Source organism: Nonomuraea sp. NPDC050643 (assembly GCF_040654715.1).
Lineage (GTDB): Bacteria > Actinomycetota > Actinomycetes > Streptosporangiales > Streptosporangiaceae > Nonomuraea.
The window spans coordinates 19,374-43,141 of record NZ_JBFAIM010000063.1; the positions used below are offsets into that span (position 1 = coordinate 19,374).

General features: G+C 71.8%; 19 protein-coding genes. 9 read left to right on the forward strand and 10 right to left on the reverse strand.

All coding sequences use genetic code 11. The annotated features are described in order from the left end of the window. Nucleotides 1-203 precede the first annotated feature (203 nt). Nucleotides 204-1,379: a cytochrome P450 gene (locus AB0I15_RS51090; protein WP_358113843.1), complete on the forward strand. Its 1,176-nt coding sequence runs from the start codon at nt 204-206 to the stop codon at nt 1,377-1,379. A gap of 4 nt (nt 1,380-1,383) precedes the next feature. Here the strand turns inward: AB0I15_RS51090 and AB0I15_RS51095 are convergent, their stop codons facing one another. Next, entirely contained in the window at nt 1,384-2,130 is a 747-nt protein-coding gene (locus AB0I15_RS51095) for a class I SAM-dependent methyltransferase (RefSeq protein WP_358113845.1), read from the reverse strand. A gap of 208 nt (nt 2,131-2,338) precedes the next feature. Here AB0I15_RS51095 and AB0I15_RS51100 point away from each other — a divergent pair, with 208 nt between their 5' ends. Further along, entirely contained in the window at nt 2,339-3,646 is a 1,308-nt protein-coding gene (locus AB0I15_RS51100; RefSeq protein ID WP_358113847.1) for an FAD-binding oxidoreductase, read from the forward strand. A gap of 14 nt (nt 3,647-3,660) precedes the next feature. Here the strand turns inward: AB0I15_RS51100 and AB0I15_RS51105 are convergent, their stop codons facing one another. From AB0I15_RS51105 to AB0I15_RS51130, 6 genes are read right to left on the reverse strand one after another with little or no spacing between them, the layout of a single operon-like run. Next, complete coding sequence (locus AB0I15_RS51105) at nt 3,661-4,170, reverse strand: phospholipase (RefSeq protein WP_358113849.1); 510 nt, start codon at nt 4,168-4,170, stop codon at nt 3,661-3,663. A 20-nt stretch (nt 4,171-4,190) separates the two neighbouring features. Further along, nucleotides 4,191-5,018: a carbohydrate ABC transporter permease gene (locus AB0I15_RS51110; protein WP_358113851.1), complete on the reverse strand. Its 828-nt coding sequence runs from the start codon at nt 5,016-5,018 to the stop codon at nt 4,191-4,193. Further along, nucleotides 5,015-5,941 (reverse strand): sugar ABC transporter permease, encoded by a 927-nt coding sequence (locus AB0I15_RS51115; protein WP_358113853.1) that lies wholly within the window; start codon nt 5,939-5,941, stop codon nt 5,015-5,017. The genes AB0I15_RS51110 and AB0I15_RS51115 overlap by 4 nt, the downstream gene beginning before the upstream one ends. Then, nucleotides 5,941-7,251, reverse strand: a complete 1,311-nt coding sequence (locus tag AB0I15_RS51120) for an ABC transporter substrate-binding protein (RefSeq protein WP_358113855.1) — start codon at nt 7,249-7,251, stop codon at nt 5,941-5,943. The genes AB0I15_RS51115 and AB0I15_RS51120 overlap by 1 nt, the downstream gene beginning before the upstream one ends. Nucleotides 7,252-7,265: 14 nt before the next feature. Then, nucleotides 7,266-9,350 (reverse strand): glycoside hydrolase family 36 protein, encoded by a 2,085-nt coding sequence (locus tag AB0I15_RS51125; protein ID WP_358113857.1) that lies wholly within the window; start codon nt 9,348-9,350, stop codon nt 7,266-7,268. A 35-nt stretch (nt 9,351-9,385) separates the two neighbouring features. Then, a complete protein-coding gene (locus AB0I15_RS51130; RefSeq protein WP_358113859.1) occupies nt 9,386-11,533 on the reverse strand; it encodes a carbohydrate-binding protein in 2,148 nt (715 codons plus the stop codon). A 162-nt stretch (nt 11,534-11,695) separates the two neighbouring features. On the opposite strand from AB0I15_RS51130, the gene AB0I15_RS51135 reads away from it, so the two are divergent. From AB0I15_RS51135 to sigJ, 6 genes are all read left to right on the forward strand, one after another. Further along, entirely contained in the window at nt 11,696-12,283 is a 588-nt protein-coding gene (locus AB0I15_RS51135; protein WP_358113861.1) for a TetR family transcriptional regulator, read from the forward strand. Between the two features lie 121 nt (nt 12,284-12,404). Then, nucleotides 12,405-13,223, forward strand: a complete 819-nt coding sequence (locus AB0I15_RS51140; RefSeq protein ID WP_358113863.1) for an NAD(P)H-binding protein — start codon at nt 12,405-12,407, stop codon at nt 13,221-13,223. Between the two features lie 19 nt (nt 13,224-13,242). After that, nucleotides 13,243-14,478, forward strand: coding sequence for an epoxide hydrolase (locus AB0I15_RS51145; RefSeq protein ID WP_358113865.1), 1,236 nt, complete (start codon nt 13,243-13,245; stop codon nt 14,476-14,478). A 300-nt stretch (nt 14,479-14,778) separates the two neighbouring features. Beyond that, entirely contained in the window at nt 14,779-15,264 is a 486-nt protein-coding gene (locus AB0I15_RS51150; RefSeq protein ID WP_358113867.1) for a hypothetical protein, read from the forward strand. Between the two features lie 218 nt (nt 15,265-15,482). Next, nucleotides 15,483-16,703 carry an alpha/beta fold hydrolase gene (locus AB0I15_RS51155; RefSeq protein WP_358113869.1) on the forward strand — a complete coding sequence of 407 codons (1,221 nt, stop codon included), beginning with the start codon at nt 15,483-15,485 and terminating at the stop codon, nt 16,701-16,703. 221 nt (nt 16,704-16,924) lie between these two features. Continuing rightward, nucleotides 16,925-17,824, forward strand: a complete 900-nt coding sequence (sigJ, locus tag AB0I15_RS51160; protein ID WP_358113871.1) for an RNA polymerase sigma factor SigJ — start codon at nt 16,925-16,927, stop codon at nt 17,822-17,824. A gap of 23 nt (nt 17,825-17,847) precedes the next feature. Here the strand turns inward: sigJ and AB0I15_RS51165 are convergent, their stop codons facing one another. Continuing rightward, complete coding sequence (locus AB0I15_RS51165; RefSeq protein WP_358113873.1) at nt 17,848-17,988, reverse strand: hypothetical protein; 141 nt, start codon at nt 17,986-17,988, stop codon at nt 17,848-17,850. Nucleotides 17,989-18,116: 128 nt separating this feature from the next. After that, a complete protein-coding gene (locus AB0I15_RS51170) occupies nt 18,117-18,866 on the reverse strand; it encodes an SDR family oxidoreductase (RefSeq protein WP_358113875.1) in 750 nt (249 codons plus the stop codon). A gap of 100 nt (nt 18,867-18,966) precedes the next feature. On the opposite strand from AB0I15_RS51170, the gene AB0I15_RS51175 reads away from it, so the two are divergent. Then, the gene (locus AB0I15_RS51175; protein ID WP_358113924.1) at nt 18,967-19,566 is read left to right on the forward strand and encodes a TetR/AcrR family transcriptional regulator; all 600 of its coding nucleotides are present in this window, start codon (nt 18,967-18,969) and stop codon (nt 19,564-19,566) included. A 618-nt stretch (nt 19,567-20,184) separates the two neighbouring features. Here the strand turns inward: AB0I15_RS51175 and AB0I15_RS51180 are convergent. After that, nucleotides 20,185-23,706 carry an AAA family ATPase gene (locus AB0I15_RS51180; protein WP_358113877.1) on the reverse strand — a complete coding sequence of 1,174 codons (3,522 nt, stop codon included), beginning with the start codon at nt 23,704-23,706 and terminating at the stop codon, nt 20,185-20,187. Between the last annotated feature and the right edge of the window lie 62 nt (nt 23,707-23,768).

The following is a 23,768-nucleotide window of genomic DNA, read 5'->3' on the forward strand; positions in this document are numbered from 1 at the left end:
GCCATGGAAGCAGTCACCTGACGCATACCGCGCGCCATCCCGGCGGACCAGGCTGGACACAAGGGCGAGGAAGCCGTGACCCGCAAGGCGGCCTCTGGGCACCCTGACCAGTCAGGAAGACCGGATCCTCCCCGTTTGACCTTGACGCGACGTCAACGTCTTCACTGGTGGCAGGCCGATCATTCACCGGAAAGGTGCCGCACATGACGACGTTCCCGTTCGACCGTCCCCACCCCCTCGAACCGCCCCCCGAGTACGCGGACCTCCGTGACAAGGAGCCCGTCACCTCAGTACGCACCCCTGACGGCCGCCGCGCCTGGCTGGTCACCTCCTACGAGGCCGTCGCCGCCGTCCTGTCGGATCGGCGGTTCGGGGTGGTGCCGCCCGGTACGACGGGCGCGGGCAACGACACGTTGTTCCAGGACGGGGAGGCGCACGCCAGGCTGCGGCGGCTGGTGTCCAAGGCGTTCAACCCGCGCGCCATCGACGTGCTGCGCGGCCGCATCGAAGGGCTCGCGGAGGAGCTCGTCGAGGCGATCGCCCACGCCGGGCCGCCCGCCGATCTCGTGGCGGACCTGGCCACGCCCTTGTCGATCACGACGATCGGTGAGCTGCTCGGCGTGGAGATCGGCGATCGCGAGCGCTTCCGTGCCGTGGCCGACGCCGCGAGCGGGGCCGACTTCCTCTTCGGGGCCGAGGAGGAGCTGATCAAGGCGGCCCGGGCGTGGGAGGAGCTGGCCGCCTACGCCGCCACGCTGATCGAGGCCAGGCGGGCGGACCCCGGTGACGATCTGCTCAGCTCGCTGATCGCCGTACGGGACGCCGAGGACGGGCGGCTCAGTGACGGCGAGCTGGTCGCCATGGCCGCCACGATCGTCTCCGCCGGCTACCTGTCGGCCCGCAACGGCATGTCCACCGCCGCCCTGCGCCTGCTCACGCAAGGACGGCTGGCGGCCATGGCCACCGCCACCCCGGCCGAGCTCGACGCGGTCGTCGAGGAGACGCTGCGTCTGCAGGCCGGGGTGACCGGCGAGCCCTTCCCCCGGTACGCCCAGACCGACCTCGACCTGGCCGGAGCCGCGATCGGCGCCGGTGACCTGGTCCTGGTACGGCTCGAGGCCGCCCACCGCGACCCCGAGCACTTCGCCGACCCCGACGCGTTCGCGCCGGAGCGGCGGTCCAGCCCGTCACTGGTGTTCGGTCACGGCATGCACTTCTGCCTGGGCGCGCCGCTGGCCCGCGCGGAGATCCGGGCCACGTTCGGCGCGCTCGCCCGGCGGCTGCCCGGCCTGCGCCTCCGGGGCGCCGTCGAGGACCTGGAATGGGCCCGCGACGGCGTCGACGCCGGCCCCGCCGCCCTGCCCGTCACGTGGTCCTGAGGAGTCATGTGGTTGTTCTGAGGAGGAGCGTGGTGAAGCCCAGGACGTCTCGGTAGCCGTTGAGCCACACGTCCCGGTGGCCGCGGGCGGCGGTCAGGGCGGTGTCGCCGTCCGGGCCCGGGTGGTCGAGCGCCCAGCGCGTCAGGGTGCCGGTCCAGGACCACTCGTAGTCGTCCCACTCCGCCCGTGTGCTGGTGTGGCCGTAGACGGTGGCGAAGCCGGCGCCCTCCATGCGCTCCACCGTGCCGGCCAGGTCGGCGTAGTCGTCGAGTTTGGTGTCGAGCAGGGAGAGGAGCTCCGGTGAGGGCGGCCGCTCCCAGAAGGTCTCGCCGATCAGGGCGAGCCCGGAGGAAGGGCGCAGGCGCGGGCGTACGGCGTTCAGGGTCTCCGCCAGGCCGCCGAAGGCGTGGGTGGAGCCGACGCACAGGACCAGGTCGTACGGGACGTCGGCGGTGTGGTCGGCGGCGGGGGAGTGGTGCAGGCGGAGCCGGTCGGCCACGCCGCGGCGGGCCGCCTCCTCAGCCGCTCCGGACAGGGCGTGCTCCGAGATGTCCACCCCGTCGGCGGTCGCGTCCGGATAGAGGGTCAGCGCCCTGATGAGCCACGCCGCCTCACCGCAGCCGAGGTCGAGGATGCGGGCCTGGGGCGGCAGTTTCGCCCGGGTCAGCAGGCGTTCCAGGTTGCCCTCGGAGACGGGCGCGGAGATGGGGTGGTCGCCGTGGGCGAGGTGGCTGATCAGGTCACGTTCCATCCGAGCGAATATGCCGTACGGGAACGCCGCCGCCAAACCGATTTCGGTCCCGGCCTCGGCCGAACGCCGAGCTCAGCGGCGCTGCCGGGCCTGCGGGCGGCCCGGCGGAGAAATGTCGCGGCGAGCCGTCACGTCTTGCCCGTCGCGTCCGTCATAGCGGTGACCCCGGACCTTCGGGGGCTGATGACACCAGAGGAGCTGACGAGACATGACGAACACGGATCTGCGCGGTGCGGTGCGAGGCGAGGTGCTGCTGCCCGGTGACGACGGGTTCGAGCAGGAGGCCAGGCCCTGGAACCTGTCGGTGGCGCAGCGCGTCGCCGCCGTCGTGACGGCCGAGGACGCGGACGACGTGGCGGCGGTGGTCCGGTACGCGGACAAGGCCGGCCTGACGGTGAGCGCCCAGCCCAGGGGCCACGGCGCGTCCGGCGACACCGACGGTGTGATCCTGCTGCGCACCGGCCGGCTGGGCGGCGTCGAGGTCCGCCCGGACGAGCGGATCGCCCGCGTGGGCGCCGGGGTCGCCTGGGGCGAGGCGCTGGCCGCGACCGGGCCTCACGGCCTGACCGGGCTGGCCGGCAGCAGCCCGGTCGTCAGCGTGACCGGTTACACCCTCGGCGGCGGCCTGAGCTGGTTCGGCCGCCGGCACGGCTTCGCGGCCGACAGCGTGCGGTCCTTCGACGTGGTCCACGCCGACGGTGAGCGGGCGACCGTGACCGCCGCCTCCGACCCCGACCTGTTCTGGGCGCTGCGCGGCGGCGGTGGCGACTTCGCGCTGGTCACCGCGATCGAGTTCGAGCTCTACCCGGCGCCCGCCCTGTACGGAGGCCGCCTGCTGTGGCCCGGCCACCGCACCGCCGAGGTGTTCGAGGCCTTCCGCGAGCTGACCGCCGGCGCGCCGGACGAGCTGTCCATCTGGTTCAACCGGGCGCAGTTCCCGCAGGCGCCGCCCATGGTCGCGCTGGACGTCGCGTTCCTCGGCGAGGAGGACGAGGGGCGCGCGCTGCTCACCCGCCTGGACAAGATCGATGATGTGATCGCCGACAAGCGGGGCGTGGTGGCCGTGGCCGATCTGGGCACGATCACCGCCGAGCCCACCGACCCGGCGCCCGGCCGCTCCCGCGTGGAGCTGCTGACCCGCCTGGACGACGCGGCGGCCCGCGTCCTGCTCGACGCGCCGCTGGAGCCGCTGGTCGGCCTGCAGCTCAGGCACCTGGGCGGAGCACTGGCCGCCACGCGTCCCGGTGCCGGGCCGAGCGGGCCGCTGAGTGAGCCGTATCTGCTCTCCACGCTCGGGCTCGCGCTCAACCCCGGGCTGTCGGAGGCGGTGGGCGCCAGGCAGGCGGCCCTGGCGGAGGCGCTGCCGGTCAGCGGGCGCAAGCCGTACACGATGCTGGGGCGGGGGGAGCGGGCCGCGGCGGCCTTCTCCGAGCGGGACCTCGCCAGGCTGCGGGAGATCAAGCGGGCCCGCGACCCGCGCGGTGTGCTGCGCGCCAACTTCCCGGTCGTGGCGTAGATCGCCCGCGCGGGTCAGAGGACCTGGCCGGCGGCGAAGGCGTGGCTGCGCCGCACCAGGTCCCACACGACCTCCAGCTCCTCCGGGTCGCGTGGCCCGTAGACCATCAGCAGGGTGGGCGGGCAGTGACCCGTGTGCACCAGCGGATGGAACTCGCCCCAGCCCTTCGCCACGACCTCCGCCGCCTCGCCCTCGGGCAGCAGCGCGTGCAGGCTGCCGTCGCGGGCGCCGTGCAGGTGCGCGAACTCGGTGCTGTCGCGGACGAACGCCGAGTCGGGCCTGAAGGCGTGCCCGGGGTCGAGGTGCAGCGCCCGCGTCTCGGGCAGGGAGACGACGCTGGCGCCGGTGCGTACGTGGTCAAGGTCGGCCATGCGGCGCCACAGCTCCTCCTGCAGCTCCGCCGGCGCGATCTGGTCGAGCTGCTGGTGCGGGATCTCGGGCGAGGTGACGGGGCGATCGCCCGGCCGCTCCATGAGGACGCGCGGACCGGAGGTAACGGCTATTTCCGTCTGATTAGTGCTCACAGTCGGTTATCATACAATTACTATTTGACAGCACCACTGGTGATCCCCGAGATGATCTTCCGCTGGGCGACCGCGAACACCACGATCAGCGGCAGGCTCATCAGGATCACGTAGGCGAAGATGAGGTGCCAGTTGTTGAGGTAGAGGCCCGCGCTGGCCACGCGGAACAGGTTGAGCGGCAGCGTGTCCAGCCGGCCGCCGATGACGAAGAAGGCGTAGAAGACGTCGTTCCAGACGTACAGGCAGACCAGGATCGTCGCCGTGGCCAGCACCGGGCGCAGCAGCGGCAGCACCACCAGCCAGAAGACCCGCAGCGGGCCCGCCCCGTCGAGCTGGGCCGCCTCCTCCAGCGAGACCGGGATCGTGCGCACGAAACCGGTCACGAAGAAGATCACCGTGGACAGGTAGATGCCCATGTAGACGCCGATCATCCCCGTCGCGGTGCCCGCCAGGCCGAGCTGGCGCAGCAGCAGCACCACGGTGACCACGGCGGGAGGCAGCACGATGCCGCTGATCGCCAGCGCGTACAGGACCGCGTTGACCCGGGTGGCGCGCCTGGCCAGGATCCAGGCCGCCATCGACCCGAACAGCAGCACCCCGGCCACGGCGGGCACCACGACCAGCAGGCTGCCCAGCGCGGCCGGCAGCACCTCGCCCTCCGTCCACACCCGCGCGAGGTTGTCCAGCAGGTGCCACTCGGTGGGCAGGGACAGGTCGGGCGTCAGCGCCTCGCCGCGCGACTTGGCCGCCGTGACCAGTACGAGCCACAGCGGCACGCCGATCGAGCCGGCGACCAGGACGGTCGTGACCAGCGGCTGCAGCCGCGGCCAGAGCCGCGCGTCGCTCACAGGACCTCCTCGCGCTTGCGCAGGATGTAGATGACCGGGAAGGCCATGAGGGCCACCAGCAGGAACAGCACCAGGCTCATGGTCGTGGCCTGCGCGAACAGGCCCTGGCCGAAGGTGCGGTAGATGAAGATGTTGAGGATCTCCGTCGTACGGGCCGGGCCGCCGCCCGTCGTGGCCTGGGCGATGTCGAAGCCGTTCATGGAGCCCAGCAGCGCGGTCGCCACGTTGAACGTGATCGCGGGCGCCAGCAGCGGGAAGCGCACCCGCCAGAACGTCCGCCACCGCGACGCCCCGTCGATCCGGGCCGCCTCGACCAGCTCCTCGGGGATCGTCTTCAGCCCCGCCAGGTAGATGAGCATCGACAGGCCCATCCACTTCCAGGCGTGGATGAGCGCGACCACCACGATCGTCCACGTGGTGTCGCCCAGCCAGGCGTGGTCCACCGGGGTCCCGAGCAGCGCGCCCAGCAGCCGGTTCACGCTGCCCTCCGGCTTGAGCAGGGCCTGGAAGATGTAGCCGACGGCCAGCGCGGACATCAGCACCGGGATGAGGAAGAACACCCTGGCCACCCGGTTGAGCCGGGTGTCGCGCTCCAGGAGCACCGCCAGGGCGAAGCCGAAGGCGTTCTGGAAGATCGCGACCAGCACCGCGTACACGACCGTGACCCGCAGCGAGCGGAACAGCGTGCCGTTGGAGCCCAGGTCGGTGAAGTTGTCCAGGCCGACGGGCCGGATCTCCGCCTTGAAGCCGGACCAGTCGGTGAACGCGTAGACGAAGTTGAACACCGTCGGCAGGAAGAAGAAGACCAGCAGGATGGCGAACGCGGGCACCATGAACCACATGGGATGCGTCCGCCGCCTGATGGCCCGCCGCGGCGGCGCCTGCGTACGCGCCGCGGGACGGTGCGGGGCCGTCGTCAGCATCAGAAGCCTGTCGCCCCGGCCGCCTTGGCGAGCTGCGCGAACTGCTCCTGCGTGGCCGAGGCCACCTTCTCCGGCGTCATGGTCCCGGTGATCATGTCGGCCAGGTTCAGGTACAGGTCCGGGTTCGCCACCGCCAGCGCCTGCATCGACCCGACCGCCGACGGCAGCGAGGCGTGCACGTCGAGCAGCGCCTGCGGCACGCCGTCCGGGCTGGGCACCGACGGCTGCAGCGAGACGGTGGCGCGGTCGGCGACGAAGTCCGGGTAGCCGGGCCCCATCCAGTACGCCAGCAACTGCCGCGCCGCCGCCTCCCTCTTGGCGTCACCGGTCTTGAACGCCACCAGCGCGTTGGACTGGTCGGGGATGAACGTGCCGACGTTGCCCGTCGGCGAGATCGGGAAGAACCCGATCTTCTCGTCCAGCTCCGCGGTGTCGGCCGTGGCCTGGAGCTGACCGAAGAACGAGTTGACCTGCACGACCATGGCCGCCTTGCCCGCCAGCAGCGCCGCCCCCTGGTCCTCGAACTTGGCGGTCTCGATGTCGGGGTTGAACAGGCCCTCGTCGATCAGCTTCTTGTACGTCCTGATCGCGTCCAGCACGACCGGGCCGCTGAACGTCTCCTGCCCCTTGTTGATCTTCTCCCAGAGCCCGCTCTTGGCCGCGTCGGCGAGCTGGACCTGAACCCACCACTGCGTGGCCCACTTGTCGCCGGCCATCTCGAAGAACGGGGTCACCCCCTTGGACTTGAGCGTGCGGGCCAGCTCGACCATCTCGCCGAAGTTCTTGGGCGTCTCGGTGATCTTGTTGGCGGCGAAGACCTCCTTGTTGTAGTAGACGCCCTCGACGGCCGGGCTGGTGATCAGCGCCGCGTACCGGGTGCCGTCCAGCAGGCCGGTGATGTCGCGCAGGTCGGGCGCCAGCTTGGCCAGCCACGGGGCGTCGTCGAGCGGCTGCAGGTTCGTCCTGGCGTTGATCGCGGTCAGCATCGACGCCGTCGGCTGCCAGAACGCCAGGTCGGGCTTGTCGCCGGTGGCGACCTTGGTCTGGATGCCCTGCTCGTACGGGTCCGGGATCGTCACGACCTCGACCGTCGCGCCCGTCGCCCGCTGGAAGCCCTCCACGACCTTGCGGGGCACGGTGTTGCTGTTCTGCGCGGCCCAGATCGTCAGCTTCACGCCGTCGAGCCTCGCGGCCGGATCGGCCCAGGTCGCCGCGGCCGTCACCGGGGTCTCGGCGGAGGGGTCGCTGCAGGCGGCGAGCCCGAGCGCGAGCGCCGACGCGGCGGCGACCGCCGTCCATCTCTTCGTCATGGTGGTGGTCCCTCTCATGGGGCGGAACGGATGCGGAAGACGCGGGCCGTGACCGGCTCGTCATCGTGCGGGGTGAGCGTCAGGACGCCGGAGTCCCACCTGTGCTCCCACGCGGGCAGATGCCGGGGATAGCGGACGTCGATCTCGACGGGCCGGCCGGCGAGGTGCGGCAGCGGCACCCGCACCTCGCCCGCCCCGCCCCGGCGCCACACCCCGAGGTACGTGGTGTCCCCGGCCCGCAGGCCCAGCGCCAGCCAGGGGTCGTCCCAGCCGGGCAGGCCGAGCGGCCACAGCGGCACCGCCCCGGCCACGTCCGCGCGCAGCTCCCGGTACACGCGCACCGCGTCGCGCACCGCCTCGAGCTGGCCGGGGCGCATCCCGTCCAGGTGGCCGGACAGGTACAGGCGGCCCAGCAGGCCGGTGCACAGGGCGAAGGCCAGCTCCTCGTCCGACATGTCCGGTTGCGGATAGGCCCAGTTCGCCGCCTGCTCTGGCAGCACCGACATCGGCGCCGCCACCGCGATCGGCGGATACCGGCGGAAGTCCTGCTGGTCGCTGGTGGACTGCAGGTGCAGCCGCGACAGCATCGCGTAGTCCATGCGCATGGCGCCGGACGCGCAGTTCTCCAGGATCAGCCCGGGATGCCGCTCCAGCACGCCGTCCAGCCAGGCCAGATGCGCCCGGTTGTGAGCGAGCAGCCCGTCGCCCGCGCTGCCGGCGGCCAGGTCGGTGCCCGCGCCCGGGTCGATGTTGTAGTCGAGCTTGAAGTAGCCGACGCCGAGCTCCTCCACCAGGCGGTCCACGACCTGGTCCAGGTGCGCGACCGCGCGGGGGTGGCGCAGGTCCAGGTGGTGGCGGCCGTGCTCGGCCAGCCGTACGCCGCCGCGCTGCAGGAACGCCTCCGGCGGCAGCTTGTCGGCCATGGGGCTGCGTACCCCGATCACCTCCGGCTCCAGCCAGAGCCCCGGCACCATGCCGAGCTCCCTGATGTGGCCGAGGACCTCCTCGATGCCGCGCGGGAAGCGCGTCTGCGAGGGCTGCCACTCGCCGACGCTGTCCCACCAGGCGCCGCCGTCGTCGTACCAGCCGGCGTCCACGCAGAACACCTCGGCGCCCGCGCCGGCCGCGGCGTCGATCAGCGGCAGCAGCTTGGCCGTGGTCGGGTCGCCCATCAGCGTGTTCATGTAGTCGTTGAACACCACCGGCAGCCGCTCCCGGTCGGGGTGCGGCCGCACGATCGCCCGCCGGTGCGCGGTGAGCGCGGCGGCGGCCCCCTCCAGCCCCTCGCCGGACACCGCGACCGACACCGGCACCGTGGTGAACGACTCGCCCGGTTCGAGCCGGTGCTGCCACTGGTGGTCGAGGTCGGTGGGGCCGAGCAGCGCGACGTACGGGCCGTCGAGCCGCTCGCCCACCTCCCAGCGCCAGGCGCCGTTGTGCTCGATCTGCCACAGCCACGCCCGCCCGCCGTCCCGGTCGATCAGGCCGCCCGTCGGCAGCCGCCCGCCGGTCGACCAGGTGCCGGTGCTGGTGACCGCCAGCACGCCGCGGCCGTCCTGCCCGTGCGCCGCCAGCCCCAGATCCGGTACGGCCGCGCGCAGCGGCTCCCGCGTCCAGCGGCTCTCGCCGAGCCACTCGCTGTCGCCCCGCACCACGTCCACGGCGCCGGCCGGACCCGCGAACATGGCGGCGAACGACGACACCGCCAGCAGCAGCGCCGGCTCCGGACCCCGGTTCGTCACCGTCGTCCAGGTCTGGAGCGCCCCCACGCCGTCGGCCGAGCGCAGGAACACCTCGGCGTCCAGCCCGCTCCCGGCATCGTGCAGGTCCACCCGCAGCACGTGCCAGACGCCGTCCCTGCGCTGGTCGCAGCCCCGGTAGGCCAGGCGGCGGCCGACCGTGGTCTGGGAGAAGCGGTGCGAGGCGCGCGCCCGCCCCGTACCCGGGAGGAGCAGCTCCACCAGCGGCTGCGTCGTTCTGGGCCGCTGCTCGGAGCCGCCGCCGGACAGTGATCGCACGCCGACGGGGCCGTCGGGCGACACGTCCAGCACGACCCGCAGGCTCGGGTGGCCCCAGACCACGCTGGTGTTCAGTGACATGCTGCTCCTTTGTCGAGAGGCGTTCGCGGGACAGGTCAGCCGACCGGCGCGGCGACCTGGATGCGGTCGATGTCGGGCGCGTAGCCGGCGGAGGCGTTGCCGAACGTGATCGTGTTCGCGCCCGCCGCCAGGACGACGTCCACGACCGTGGTGCGGTAGTTCGACCAGCCGAGCGTGTTGCGGAAGTAGTGCCGCCTGCCGGCCCCGCCGTTGACGGAGATGTCGGCGTAGCGGTCGACGATGTTGCTGTTGTAGTTGGTGGCGCCCTCGCCCAGCTCGCCGTTGGCGTACGTGACGACCAGGCGGTAGCGGCCCGCGGACGGGACGGTGACGCCGTTGAAGCGCAGCGTGTTGGCCGCGCCCGCGCCGACGTAGCCGACGTAGCTCCCGCCCGAGGCGGCGGAGTTGGCCGCCACCCTGGCCGCGCCGCCGAGCGTGTTGGCGGAGGACTCGGCCTGGTAGGAGGTGATGGTGCCGGTGCCCGGCGTGACTTCGAGATAGTCGAGGTTGACCGCGTCCCGGTCGTCGGTGGCGTAGGCGTTGACGTCCACGCGGTTGATGCCGGCGGTCAGGAACACCTTCGTGGTGACCGTGTTCCAGGTGTTCCAGTCGGCCGTGCCGGGCAGCGCGACGTCGGTCAGGTCGGAGCCGTTGAGCCGCAGCCGCACCGACCGGGCGGCCGGGGCGCCGGTGTACGGGCCCGCCGAGTAGCGCAGGGCCAGGTTGTAGTAGCCGTCGTCCGGGGCCGTCACCACGAACTTCGTGCTCGCCGTGGTGCTGGCGCCGTACCCCTCGGAGAAGGAGGTGCCGGAGTAGCCGGTGTTGGCCCCGTACGTGACGCGGGCCGAGCCGGCCAGGGCCGCGTACTCGGCCTCATAGCGGGAGCCCGCCGGGGACAGGTCCTTGTCCGGCGTCACGATCACGTGGTACGCCGACGAGCCCTTCAGCCCGGTCAGCGGGATCGTGATCTGCCCGCCCGACGCCGTGAAGTCCGACTCCGTGACCCGGTACGGGCCGGGGGAGGGGTTCAGCCCCGTCGTGTCCACGCCCCAGACCGTGGCGTGCACCCTCGTGCCCAGCGCGGACGGGATGCCCTGGACGACGACGTTCGCGTCATAGGCGCCGTTCGCCGGGTTGTTGCCGCCGAAGATCACCCGGGCCTGTTTCTTCGCCGGGTCGTACGCGGCCAGGCCCTGCAGCGAGCCGCCCGGCGCGGGTGGGGTGACGGCCACGGTGGTGCCGGTCAGGTCGCCGTACCACTTGTACAGCCACCATCCGCCGGTCGCCTGGTTGTTCCTGGTGACCAGGTCGTTGAGCCCGCCGGCCGTGGTCCAGTACGCCAGGCAGCCGTCGACCTTGCTGTTCTCGAACTTGGCCACGAACTGCACCAGGTTGCCCGGCACGCCCAGGTCGCCGGAGAAGCGGCCGTACTCGTTGATCGTGATGGGCCGCGCGCCGATCCCGAGGCTCGACTCCATCGCCCGGTAGTCGGCGTAGTGGGTGTGCCAGCTCGTGAAGAAGTCGTCGCCGAGCTCGTGCCAGGTGGTGACGTCCGGCAGCACGTTGTTGTCGCGGGCGAACGTCATGAACGCGCGCAGGTCGGCCGAGCGGTAGGAGGCGAAGTTCGGGCCGGCGATGCGGGCGCCGGGGTCGATGGAGCGGATGCGCTGGTGGACGGCCTTGTAGTCGTTGAGGAAGGCGGTCAGGTTGCCCGCGTACCAGATCTGGTCGGGCTCGTTGAAGGGCACGTAGACGTAGGAGGCGCGGTACGGGTCGGCCACGACCTTCCGCGTCATCGTGTCCACCTTGGCCAGGAAGTCGGCGATGCCGAGGTTCTCGTACGGCCACTGCTTGTAGATGTCCTGCATGTAGATCTGGATGTCGCGGCCGCCGGCGCGCTTGAACATGGGGGCGATCTTCAGCGCGTCGCCGTTCGGGTGCTGCAGGCCGTCGGGGGCCTTCTGCGCGGTGACCTGGGGTTTGAGGGCGGCCAGCATCGTCTCGTTGGGGATGCCCTCGTCGCCGAGGCCGTACAGGAAGCCGGTGGCGCCGTACCGCAGGGGGCCCGTCGAGGTCGCGAGGTCCACGACGAGCTGGGACGCGGCGCGGGCCGGCGCGGCGGGCGTGAGGCTCACCACGATGGCCGCGACCAATGCCGCCGACCAGGCATTTCTCCTCCTCATGGCGGAATGACCTCCTTGCTGCTGGGGGGCTGGTGGAGGTGCTCATGTGACCGGTCACATCTTTGGCATGAGTGTGAACGGTCACACGCCTGGGAGGAAAGGGGGCGTTACCAGGTTGTTACCGTAGGGTTTCGGAACGCGTGTTGGCCTACACTTGTTGTCATGCCTTTCACCGAGAGATCAGCCGCCACCCGCACCGCGATCCTCTCGGCGGCCAGAAAGCTGCTCATCGAGCGGGGCTACGAGGCGATGACCATCCGGGCGGTCGCCGCGCAGGTGGGCGTGGACCCCTCGATGGTCATGCGCTACTACGGCAGCAAGGCGGGCCTGTTCGGCGCGGCCGTGGACGTGGACCTGCGGCTCGCCGAGGTCGACCGGCCGCCCCTCGACCGGCTGGGCGAGGTGCTCGTCCGGCACTTCCTGGCGCGCTGGGAAGGCGGCCTGTCGGACGACGTGCTGATCCTCCTGCTCCGCTCGGCCAGCACGAACCCGATGGCGGCCGAGCGGATGCGGGAGGTGTTCGAGACGCAGATCGCCGCGTTCGTGGGGCGGATCACGAAGGCGCCGGACGCCGCCTACCGGGCGGGGCTGGTCAGCACGCAGCTCCTGGGGCTGGCGCTGACCCGCTACGTGCTGGGGTTCCCGCCGATGGCCGGCGCCGACCCCGAGACCCTCGTACGCGACATCGGCCCGGTGGTGCAGCACTACCTGGTCGGACCGGCCGACGGGCTCGGCCGCCCGGCTCGCTGACCCCACGGCGGAGGCTTCTCGCCCGCCCCGGGGCCCGGCTCGCCGGCGGGCGGAGCCGTAGCGGTCGCTATTTCGTGTGTAGCGCCTCCTGGGTGGAACATCCACCAGACAGGAGAGACGCATGACGATTCTCGTGACCGGCGCCACGGGGACGATCGGGCGCCAGATCGTGGCGCAGCTCGTCGAGCGGGGCGTACGTGTACGCGCCCTGACCAGGAATCCGGCGACGGCCACGTTCCCCGGCGCGGTCGAGGTGGCCTGCGGCGACCTGGCCGAGCCACGGTCGCTGGCCCCCGCGCTGGAGGGCGTGACGGGACTGCACCTGATCACCTTCGGCGGCGACGACTACGCCTCGCTCCAGACCGGCCCCGAGCTCGTCGAACTCGCGGCCAAGGCCGGCGTGACGCGCGTCAGCGTGCTGAGCGGCTGGGACGAGACCTCGGTCGAGGAGGCCCTGCGGGCCGGCGATCTGGGCTGGACGCGGTTGCAGTGCGTCGAGTTCATGGCCAACGCCCGCGACTGGGTCACCTCGATCCGCGAGGAGGGCGTCGTACGGGTCTTCGGCGACCATCCGGGGGCCGTCGTGCACGAGGCGGACATCGCCGCCGTGGCCGTGACCGCGCTGGTCGAGGAGGGGCATGCCGGGCAGACGTACCTGCTCACCGGCCCCCAGGCGCTGAGGCCCGCCGAGCGGGTGCGCCTGATCGGCGAGGCGATCGGGCGGGAGATCCGGTTCGAGGAGCTCGACGCGGAGGGGTACCGCGCGTTGATGCGGGCGTCGGGGGTGCCCGAGGACATGATCGAGTTCGGGGTCCAGCTCGGCGCGAATCCGCCCGAGGCCGGCGGTGTCGTCCTGCCGACCGTGGAGCAGGTCACCGGCCGCGCCGGGCGCACGTTCGCCCAGTGGGCCGGCGAGAACGCCGCCCTCTTCCGCGTCTGACCTTTTGAGGAGAAATATCATGACTATTCGCCCATATCGCATCGAAATTCCGCAGCAGGACCTGGACGACCTCCGTACCCGCCTGGCCATGACCCGCTGGCAGGACCAGCTCCCCGGGACCGGCTGGGAGCGCGGGGTCCCCCTGGGCTACCTCAAGGAGCTGGCCGAGTACTGGCGCACGGGCTACGACTGGCGCGCCCACGAGGCCAGGCTCAACGAGCTGCCCCAGTTCATGACCACCATCGACGGCCAGAACATCCACTTCGTTCACATTCGCTCCGACAACGCCGACGCGCTGCCGCTCATGCTCCTGCACGGCTGGCCGGGCACGATCGTGGAGTTCCTGGACGTCATCGAGCCGCTCTCACGCGACTTCCACCTGGTGATCCCCTCCCTGCCCGGGTTCGGCTTCTCCGTGCCGCTGTCCGCCTCCGGCTGGGACGCCGCCCGTACCGGGAAGGCGTTCACGCGGTTGATGGCGACGCTCGGCTACGACCGGTACGGCGTCCAGGGCGGCGACGCCGGCGCCTTCATCGCCCCGGAGATGGGCAAGCACGACCCCGAGCACATCGTCGGCATCCACCTCAACGCCGCGCTCACCTTCCCCATCGGGCAGGAAGGGGAGATGGAGGGGCTGACGGAGGAGGAGCGGCGGCGCTGGGAGGCGATGGAGAACTTCAACGACGGCTACCTGCAGACGCAGTCGAAGCGGCCGCAGACGGTGTCGTACGGGCTGCACGACTCGCCGGTGGGGCAGCTCGCCTGGATCATGGAGAAGTTCAAGGAGCTGACGGAGCCGGTCGACGGCCTCCCGGAGGACTCCCTCGACCGCGACCTCATGCTCACCGACGTCACCATCTACTGGCTGACGGGCACGGCCGGGTCGTCGGCGCAGTTCTACTACGAGAACATGAGCGCCACGGACTGGAGCGGCGAGGACTCGGCCGGTGGAGACTGGGGCGGCGGGGACACGGCTGGTACGGACTCGGGTGGCGGGGACTCGGCTGGTACGGACTGGGGCGGCGGGGACTCGGGTGACGCGGGCGCGGCGGACTGGGCCGCGGCGGCGCGGGGCACGGTTCCGACGGGCGTGCTGGTGTCCAAGACCTGTGACGTGACCATCCGCCGCTGGGCCGAACGCGACCACAACATCGTCCACTGGACCGAGCACGACAAGGGCGGCCACTTCTTCGCCGCCGAACAGCCCGCCCTCTTCACCGAGGACGTCACCGCCTTCTTCGCCAAGCTCCGCTGACGACGATCCCGCGAGCCCAGGTCATCGACCGATGGCCTGGGCTTCCGGGCCGTCTCCGGCCGTCCTTGGTGCTCGGCGTGGGGCGGCCGTTCACCGCGCTGGACGTCCCGTCGAGTTCCGCCCCAGATTCCGTTGCCGCCGGTCCAGCGCCGCTCGAACGGGGGCTTCCAGAATGGCCGCGACGATCAGATTCGAGAGGGCGGGGCCCGCTGTTCCGCGCGTACCTCTCGTCGGCATCTCTCCAGGCCGACGCCGGAGCGGCCGGCTTGGCCGGTGAACGGCTCGATACAGGGAGGAACCATGTCAGAGAAGATCGGCACGCGGCCCGGCGTGGCCCGGCGGATGGCGTTGGTGGCGGCGGGCGGCGTACTGACGCTCGGCTCGGTCGCCGGCCTGGCCGGCTCGGCCAGCGGTGACGCCGAGCGACTGCGCTCTCCGGTCGGCACGTGGGCCGCGGTGATCACGCTCACGTCCACCAACGAGACCGAGCGGGCCCTGTTCGCGATCCGGGCCGACGGCAGCCTCACCGTGACCGACGGGCGGCGGACCGGGCTCGGCACCTGGCAGTCCACCTCGACCGGCTTCCGGTACGCCTTCCGGCACTACACGGTCAACGCGCAAGGCGTCTTCGAGTGGGAGCTGCGCAGCGTACATGACGGGCAGGTGACCTCGTCCGACACGTTCACGGCGACGGGCACCGGGACGGCGGTGGACGCGAACGGCAACGTCCTCGGCTCCGCCCCGACCCGGGTCGAAGCCAGGCGCTACAGCATCCAGGCGCCGTAACGGGGAAGGGGGCGATGGCGGGGCATCGCCTCCTCCGCACAGGAGATCGCTCACCGTCCGCTTCACCGCCTGCTTCACCGTCCACTTCACCGCCTGCTTCACCGCCTGCTTCAGCGTCCGCTTTGCCGTTCGCGCCCGGGATCGCGGGCACCGGATCACCCTCCATGCCCTCACCGGCGCCATGTCACAGTCCGGGGCGTCCGCCCCGTCCTTCCGGCATGACACACAACTGGAAGGCGATCCTCTGCACCCTGCTCGCGGGAACGGGTGCCACGGTCGGCGTCTGGGCGGCGTTCTGGCCGGAACGCTTCTTCACCTCGTTCCCGCTCTCGGCCTGGGCCGCCCGGCCCTACAACGAGTACCTGACCCGGGACTTCGGCGGCCTGACGCTGGCGCTGGCGGTGGTCACGGCCCTCGCGGCACTGTCCGCCTCCGAGAAGGTCTTCCGCGGGGCGGGCGCGGCCTGGCTGACCTTCGGCGTCCTCCACCTCGCGTGGAACCTGGGCCCGCCAGGGACGCTCTCGACCGGCGGCGTGGCCGCCCTTTCGGTGCCACTGCTCGCCGCCCTCGCACTGATCATCCCGGCCCGCGCCGCACCCCGGCCCAGGGGTGGCACGGCGAACCTGGCGCTGACCGGGCGAACCCGCCGCGGGCTCGCCTTCACCCAGGCCGGCGTGGGGCCGCCGCTGGTGCTCCTGCACGGCAACGGATCCTCACGCTCGTCCTGGAGGCCGGTGTTCGACCGCCTCACGGACACGCACACGGTGTACGCGCTCGACCTGCCGGGCTTCGGCGACTCCGTGAGACTCGAGGGCGGCCTCCCCTCGACACCGAGAAACCTGGCCGAGGCCGTGGCCACCGCCCTGGACGAATGGGACCTTGACGCGCCGCACGTCGCCGGGCACTCGGTCGGCGGGTGGGTGGCGCTGGAACTGGCCGGTCTCAGGCAGGTCGCCTCCCTGACCCTGCTGTCCCCGGCCGGTCTGTGGAAGCGGAGCCAGCCGGCGTACTGCGCCGTGAGCCTGCTCCTGACCTGGGCCGCCTGCCGGTTCTCGGCGCGGCCGATCAGCGCACTGGCGCGCTGGGCCTGGGTACGCAGGCTGCTGTTCTGGCAGCTCTTCGCCCACCCTGAGAAGCTCACCCACGAGGACGTGATCCGCGACGTCGCCACCATGGGACGCTGCCCGGGTTTCCTGCCGACGTTGTGGGCCGTCAGGAACATCCGCTACCGCGCGGCGCGGGACATGACCGCGCCGGTGACGCTCGCCTTCGGGGCTTCGGACCGGCTGCTCCTCACCCGGCAGTCCCGGTTCACCGACCAGCTCCCACCGCACACCCGGCACGTCCTCGTGCCCGGCGCCGGCCATGTGCCGATGAGCGACGCGCCCGAGCTGGTCTCGCGCACCATCCTCGCGACCACGGGGACGGTGACGTCCTGACGCCACACTCGAAGCTCCCCGCCCTCTCGGAGGACCAATGAACGGAGAAACGACCGCCCTTGCCCGCGGCGCCCCACGCACACTCGCCGATGACCGCAGGCCCGGCCCACGGTGCGGAGGCGTGAGCAGTTGGTGAAGAGACTCGCCAGCCGGCGCTGGGCCCCACCGGACGGAGCCCACATCGGCGGCAGGCAGACCACCGACGCGTGGCAGGGTGCGCAATGACCGGGCCGCCGGGCGGCGGCCGGGAAGCCGAACTCTCGGTCGCCTACGCCGCGGCGCGCTCCCGCCTGATCCGGGTGGCGTACGCGATCCTGGGGACGCTGTCCGAGGCCGAGGACGTGGTCTCCGAATGCTGGTTCAAGCTCGTACGCGCCGACCAGCAAGATCACATCCAGGACGTCGAAGCCTGGGCGACCGTGGTCGTCGCGCGGGCGGCCACGGACGTGCTCCGGTCCGCACGCGTACGCCGCGAGACCTACACCGGCCCCTGGCTCCCCGAGCCCATCCTGACCCCCTTGTCGGACCCCGCTCCTCTGTCGGATCCCGCGGACCGGGTCACGCTCGACGAGTCGGTCAGCTTCGCGCTGCTCGTCGTCATGGAGGCGCTCACCCCGGCCGAACGTACCGCCTGGGTGCTCCACGACCTCTTCGCCATGACCTTCGAGGACGTCGCCACAGCCGTCGGCCGTACCCCGGCGGCGGTACGCCAGCTCGCCGCCCGCGCCCGCAGGCACGTCGAGGCGGGCGCACCGCGCTTCGACGTCGACCGGGACCATCACCGTCAGGTCGTCGAGCGGTTCCTGGCCGCCGCGGCAGGCGGCCACCTGAGCGCCCTCGTCGCGAGTCTCGACCCCAACGCCGTGCTCACCAGCGACGGCGGTGGCAAGGTCAACGCCGCCCGCCGGCCCGTCCACGGCGCCGAACGCGTCGCCCGTTTCGTGCTCGCCCTCATGAGCAGGGCCGAACCCGGCGAGGTCCTCACCCCGATCGCCGTCAACGGCGTCCTCGGCGTGGCCCACTACGACCAGGGCAAGGTCGACACCGTCGTCTCCTTCACCGTCGCCGACGGACTGATCCATCGGATCGACTTCATCCGCGCCCCGGACAAACTGCGCTGACCAGCCGTCACCCGATCTCGCGCCTACCAGCCACCCACCGGCCCCAGCTCCTTTCGGACCACCAGCGCGAACAGTCGCTCAGACGCAGCCGACCCGAGGGCGCCGAGAACGTCGGAGAAGGTGCCGAACCCGCACTCGACGAACCGAGCGGCGCGTGCGGACAACGGCGCACCTCCTCGACGCGAGCCTCGTCCGTCACCGGCTGGGGCTTCCACATGTGGACGGCACTTCCTTTTGGGTGCTGGGCCGGGGCGGCGTGACAGGTTGGCCGTCACGCCGCCGCGCAGCGGTTTCAGATCTGGTTCTCGCCGCCGTCGACGTACAGGTTGGTGCCGATGATGTAGCTGCTGTCGGCGGAGGCGAGGAAGGCCACGGCGGCGGCGACCTCCTCCGGGCGTCCCATCCGGCCCATCGCGACGCCGGCCCCCAGGTTCGCCTTGGTGGCGGCCGCGTTCTCCGCGCCGAAGAGTTCGGTGATGCCGGATGTGTCGATGGGCCCCGGCGAGATCGCGTTGACGCGGATGCCCCGGCCCTTGAGCTCGTTCGCCCACGTCCGTGCGAAGGATCGGACGGCGGCCTTGGAGGCCGAGTAGACGCCGAAGGCCGGTGCGCCGTGCTCGGCGGCGGTGGAGGCGTTCAGGATCACCGAGGCGCCGTCGTTGAGCAGGGGCAGCGCCTTCTGCACCGTCAGGAGGGTGCCCTTGACGTTGACGTTGAAGATCCGGTCGTATTCCTCCTCGGTGACCTCCTCGAGCGTCGCGAACGCGGCGGTGGCGGCGTTGGCGAACAGCACGTCCAGGCCCTGGCCGCGGTCGCGGACCATGTCGTACAGCCGGTCCAGGTCGGCCGGGTCCGTGATGTCGCCCGGTACGGCGGTGACCGCCGGGCCGATGACCTCGACGGCCTCGTCCAGCTCGGTCTTGCGCCGGCCGGTGATGAACACGTGCGCCCCCTCGGCCACCAGCCGCGCGGCGGTGGCCCGGCCGATTCCCCGTGTGCCGCCGCCGGTGACGACGGCGGTCTTGCCTTCCAAGCGACCCATCTTCGACCTCCCCATATTTCTGTTCCAATCGGTGCAGAAAGCGACCATAGCACTTCCGATCCACCCGGTACAGAAGGGGTATGATCGGGGTGTGGAAGTCATGGGGAGGGTGCCGGTAGGACGGCCGCGCGGGTTCGACGCCGACGAGGCCCTGGAGCGGGCCATGCTGCTCTTCTGGGAGCACGGCTACGAGGGTGTCAGCCTGACCGACCTGACCAGCGCCATGGGCATCGCCAAGACGAGCATGTACGCGGCCTTCGGCAACAAGGAGGAGCTCTTCCGCAAAGCCCTGGAGCGGTACGCCGAAGGTCCGGCCGCCTACGCGGCCCGGGCACTGGAGGAACCGACCGCCCTGGAGGTGGCCACGGCCTTCCTCGCCGGCTCGGTCAGGGCGTCCACCCGGCCTGGCTGTCCCGCAGGCTGCCTGGGTGTGCAGGGCTCGCTGGTCGCCGGCGACGCCGGACGTACGACCCGGGATGCCCTGTCCGCCTGGCGCGACGAGGGCCGTGCACACCTGCGCGACCGGTTCCAGCGCGCCGTCGACGAAGGCGACCTGCCCGCCGGCGCCGATCCGGCGCTGCTCGCCCGCTACATCATGACCTTGGCGAACGGCATCGCCGTCCAGGCCGCCGGCGGCGCCGGCCGCGACGAACTCCAGCAGGTCGCTGACGCAGCCCTACGAAGCTGGCCGCCTACCTGACCACCGCCGCCCTCACGGATAGCGACGCACCCACTCACTCCCAGGTCGCCAACCACGAAAAGTCACCCCCCGACGACTCATGCCGGCCCTTGAAGCGGCTTCCGGCCGACCACCGAAGTGGCACTCGTTCTCACGAACATTCGCGCCGACTTGACCGAGTCGGCGCGAATGGTGCCGGGTGTCGCGAACATCCGGCTTCCCTTCTCGCGAACGACACCACCCGATCAAGTGCCCTGTGTCAACGAAGGTTGAGCGTGTGCCATCGAACTTCGATCGGCATCAGCCCAGCTCACAGGTATGCGACTGTTGCGCCCAATCGCCCAACCCTTGGTGGCACGCTTGGGCGTGGTTCGCTGACACGGGCCCTCAAGCCCCGAGATCGTCCTCCCGACGATCCACCGGCGGCCGAGCACCATGGCTGGGCCCCGACCGGAGCTGCTCGGCCCGCCCCGCTCGGCCCGGTCCTGGGCTTGCCTCATCATCAGTTCCGCTTCGGCCCCAGTCCCAGCTCGGCATGGTCCCGGTTTGCCTCAGCTCAGTCCCGGCTCGGCTCCATACGCGGCCCGGGCTGTGTCGCGCGATCGTACCCCTGTCGGTGTCGGGTGACGGGAGCGGTTGTCATCCTGGCCAGCGCACCTCCGTGGCCGGTTGGTAGCGGCAGGTGGCTCCGGTGGAGAGTGAGGTGCGCAGGTGGGCGGCCAGTTCGGGGTGGCGTTGGTCGAGTTGGCGCAGGGTGTTGCGGATGCGGTTGGTGACCGCCTTGCGGGCTCGTTCGGCCTCGTCGCCCAGGCGTCTCGGGCGGCCGGCCAGCCCGGCGGCGGTACGCAGCTCGTCGAGGAGGGCCTGGCGTTCGCTGTCCAGGGCGGCGGCGCGGTGGTCGTCGCCGAGCTCCACCGACCGGTCGATCTCCTCGTCGAGCAGCTCGAGTCGCCTCCGGTAGCGCGTTCTCGCCTCCTCGTCCAGGACGTCGTCGCCGCCCATGCTCCGCGCCGCGATCACCGCCTCGCCACCCGACGGGTTGAGCAGCTCCACGGCGGAGACGTCGGTTCCGGGACGATTCAGCAGGATGCGCAGGTCGGCCAAGCCCTTTGAGTCGGGCAGGTGTACGGTCCTGCCGGCGAAGGTCAGGGTCCAGACCTCGCCGTCGAAGCGGAAGTCGTTGGCGCCCTGGCGTGGCAGGCGTACGCGCATGCCGAGGGCTACGGCCTCTCGCTCGACCTGTTCGATCAGCGTCGCGGCGTCGTCGCCCCTCGCCTGCAGCGCCTCCGCCAGGCGGGCGCGCGACTCGATCGACCAAGGGCGGGCGCCGAGGCGGTCGGCGGCTCGGTAGGCCGAGGTGAAGCCGTCGATCGCGGCGTCCCAGCGGCCCTGGGCCGCGTCGAGCACGGCCGCCCAGTGTGCGTACGGGCCCTCCACGGCGACCGTCGCCGTCACGCCCCACTGACCGATGAACGGTTCGATCGCGGCCCGCGCGTGCTCGCACAGGACGGGGTCCTTCGACAGGGCGGCGGCCTGCGCCTGGAACCTCAGCCACAGCGGTGCCATCCAGCGCAGGTACTGCTCACCGGCGGCCATGATCTCCGCCAGGCGCCGCATGGCGGCCTCGCCGCCGTCGCCTCGCTGCACTTGCGTCACGCCGTGGTACAGCGGGAAGTGCGGGCTGCCCGCCTGCTCCATTTCGGCCAGTACGTCGTCGGCCACGTCGAACCGGCCCCGGAGCAGGGCGGCCGACCAGCGTTGCATCCAGCGCAGTTCCCGCCTGCCGATGCCCGGCTGCTCGCCCAGGTGGTAGGCGGCGTCGATGTGGGCGCCGACCTCGTCGAAGCGGCCGGTGAGGGTGGCGAACATGGCCTTGAGCACCGTGGCCTCGTGCTGGAACAGCGCCAGCCCGGACCCCTCCGCGCGCGCGACGAAGGCGCGCTGCTCGGTCAGGGAACGTGGGTCGCCCAGCTCCAGCAGCGCGCCCACCCGCCAGGAACGGGCGGTCAGCTCGAGCTGCGGGTCTCGCGTCCGGCTCGCCACGGCGGACAACTCCTCGGTGATGGCCAGCCGCTCGGCCGTGGTGCCCGGTCCCCAGATGACGCCCAGCCTGGCGAGCAGGCTGAATCCGAGAGCCTCGTCGTCCTTGTCCCGCCTGGCCAGGTCGGCGGCGACCACGCTCAACTGCCGAGCAGCGACATCGAGCCGCTCCCCGGCGTCAGGCGGCCGAGTCTCCGCCGACGAATGCCAGTGCACGGCGTCGTCTGGTCCGGGCTCCGGCGACGCGGGCCGACTCGTGGCGTCGCGTGGTCGAGGTTCCGGTGACGGGTGCTGGTCCGCGGCTGGCTGAGGGTTCTCGGCCGGTTGGGTTGGCGTCAGGCGGGACAGGTGGTGGTGGGCCTCGTGGACGAAGTCGGTCCAGCGGCGCTGACCGGCGTAACAGAGCTCGTGCAGTTTGAGTGCCGTGATCGCCAACAGGTCAGGGGTGCCGAGTCGGCGGGTGATCGTGATGGCCGCCTCCAGCGTGCGCACGCCTGCGGCCGTGTCACCGGTGCGGTGCTGCGCCACGCCCAGGTCGAGCCCGAGCGTGACCCGGCGGCGCGGCTCTGACTCAGGTGTCAGCTCCAGCGCGCGGCGATAGTGCCCGACGGCCTCCTCATCCGCCAGCCGCGCCTCGGCGTCCTTGGCGGCGGCGAGGAGAAGGTCGGGGGCATCGGGTACGGCGGCCAGGTAGGCGTGGTGGGCGCGGATCGCGGGCAAGGCGTGCTCCAGGGCCCGGAGCGCGGCGGAATGCCGGGCGCGGGCTCCGGCTGGGTCGAGCTCGGCGTAGAGGGTCTCGCGCACCAGGTCATGGACGAAGGCATAGCGGTCGGAACCGAGCGAGGTGACCAGCTTGGCCGACACAGCCTGGTCAAGCGCCCTGAGCACCCGCACGTTCAAGGTGGTTGTGGCGGTTGCGGTGGAAGTGGCGGTGGCGGCCAGGGCCTGCCCGGGTGAACTCGAGCCGGGCAGCAGCGGCCCCGGCCCTTCGGTATCCGAAGAGCCGATGCCGTCTGGGGTCGAAGCCCAGACCGACGAGGCCGAAGCCCAGGCCAGCGAGGTGTCAGACAGCGCGGCGTCGGACAGCAGGGCGTCGGGCGGTGGGCTGAGGGCGGTGGCTGGGCCCTCGGTTGCGTGGACGGGGGCAGTTGCCGGGGAGTCGGTGGTGACAGTCTGGGCGGTGGTTGGAGAGTCGGTCGTGTGAGGGGAGGAGGTGACCGGGGAGTCGGTGGTGGCAGTGCGGGAGGTGGTCCGGGAGCCGGCGGTGTGGGAGGGGGCGGTGGTTGGGGGGTGGGTTGTGGAGGGGAGGGCGGTGGTCAGGGAGGTGGCGGTGAATTCGCGGCCCAGCACCGCCGCCATGCGCAGCACCTCCAGCACCTCGGCGGGCAGCCGTGACAACCGCCGCCGCACCGCTGCGCCCACGCCCGGTGGGATCGTGGCCAGAGGGCTGCCGCCCTGCCACAGCCGGGCGGTCTGCTCGACGAAGAAGGGGTTGCCGCCGGTTCGCTGGTGGATCTCGGAGATCAGGTCGTCGCCGGGCGGCACCCCCGTCGTACGCGCCACCAGTCGCCCCACTCCCTCGCGGTCGAGACCGGTCAGGGAGAGCGTCGTGGCCTTGGCCTCCAGAGGCAGGCTGAGCGGGCCGTCCACCTCGGCGTCGCGATAGGTGCCGAGCACCAGCAGCCGCTCGAACCAGGCGTGCCGGACGACGAACTCCAGCAGCCTCAGCGACGCCGCGTCGGCCCAGTGGAGGTCTTCGAGCACGACCACCACCGGCCGCTCCCGTGAGGCCTCCACCAACAGGCCCGTCACCGCGTCATAGAGCTGGAACGCCTCCCCGTCGGCCCCGGCCAGGGCCTGCGGGGTCGCGCCAGGGGCGAGCCGGCGCACCACCTGGACCCACGGCCAGTAGCCCGGCGCGCCCTCGCCCTCCCAGCAGGCGCCGCTGAGCAGCCGGGCGCCGCCGCGGACCGCCTCCTCCGCCGCGGTCGCCACCAGCGCGCTCTTGCCGATCCCCGCCTCGCCCGTCACGAGCACCAGCGCCCCATGGCTGCTCAGCGCACGCTCGACCGCGCCGCGCAGCAGGGCCGCGGGTCGTTCTCGTCCGATGAGCATCGCCATGCGGGAACCCTACGCGGCCGGTCCGACAGAATCGGACAGCCGGGTGTCCGCACGCACCGCGT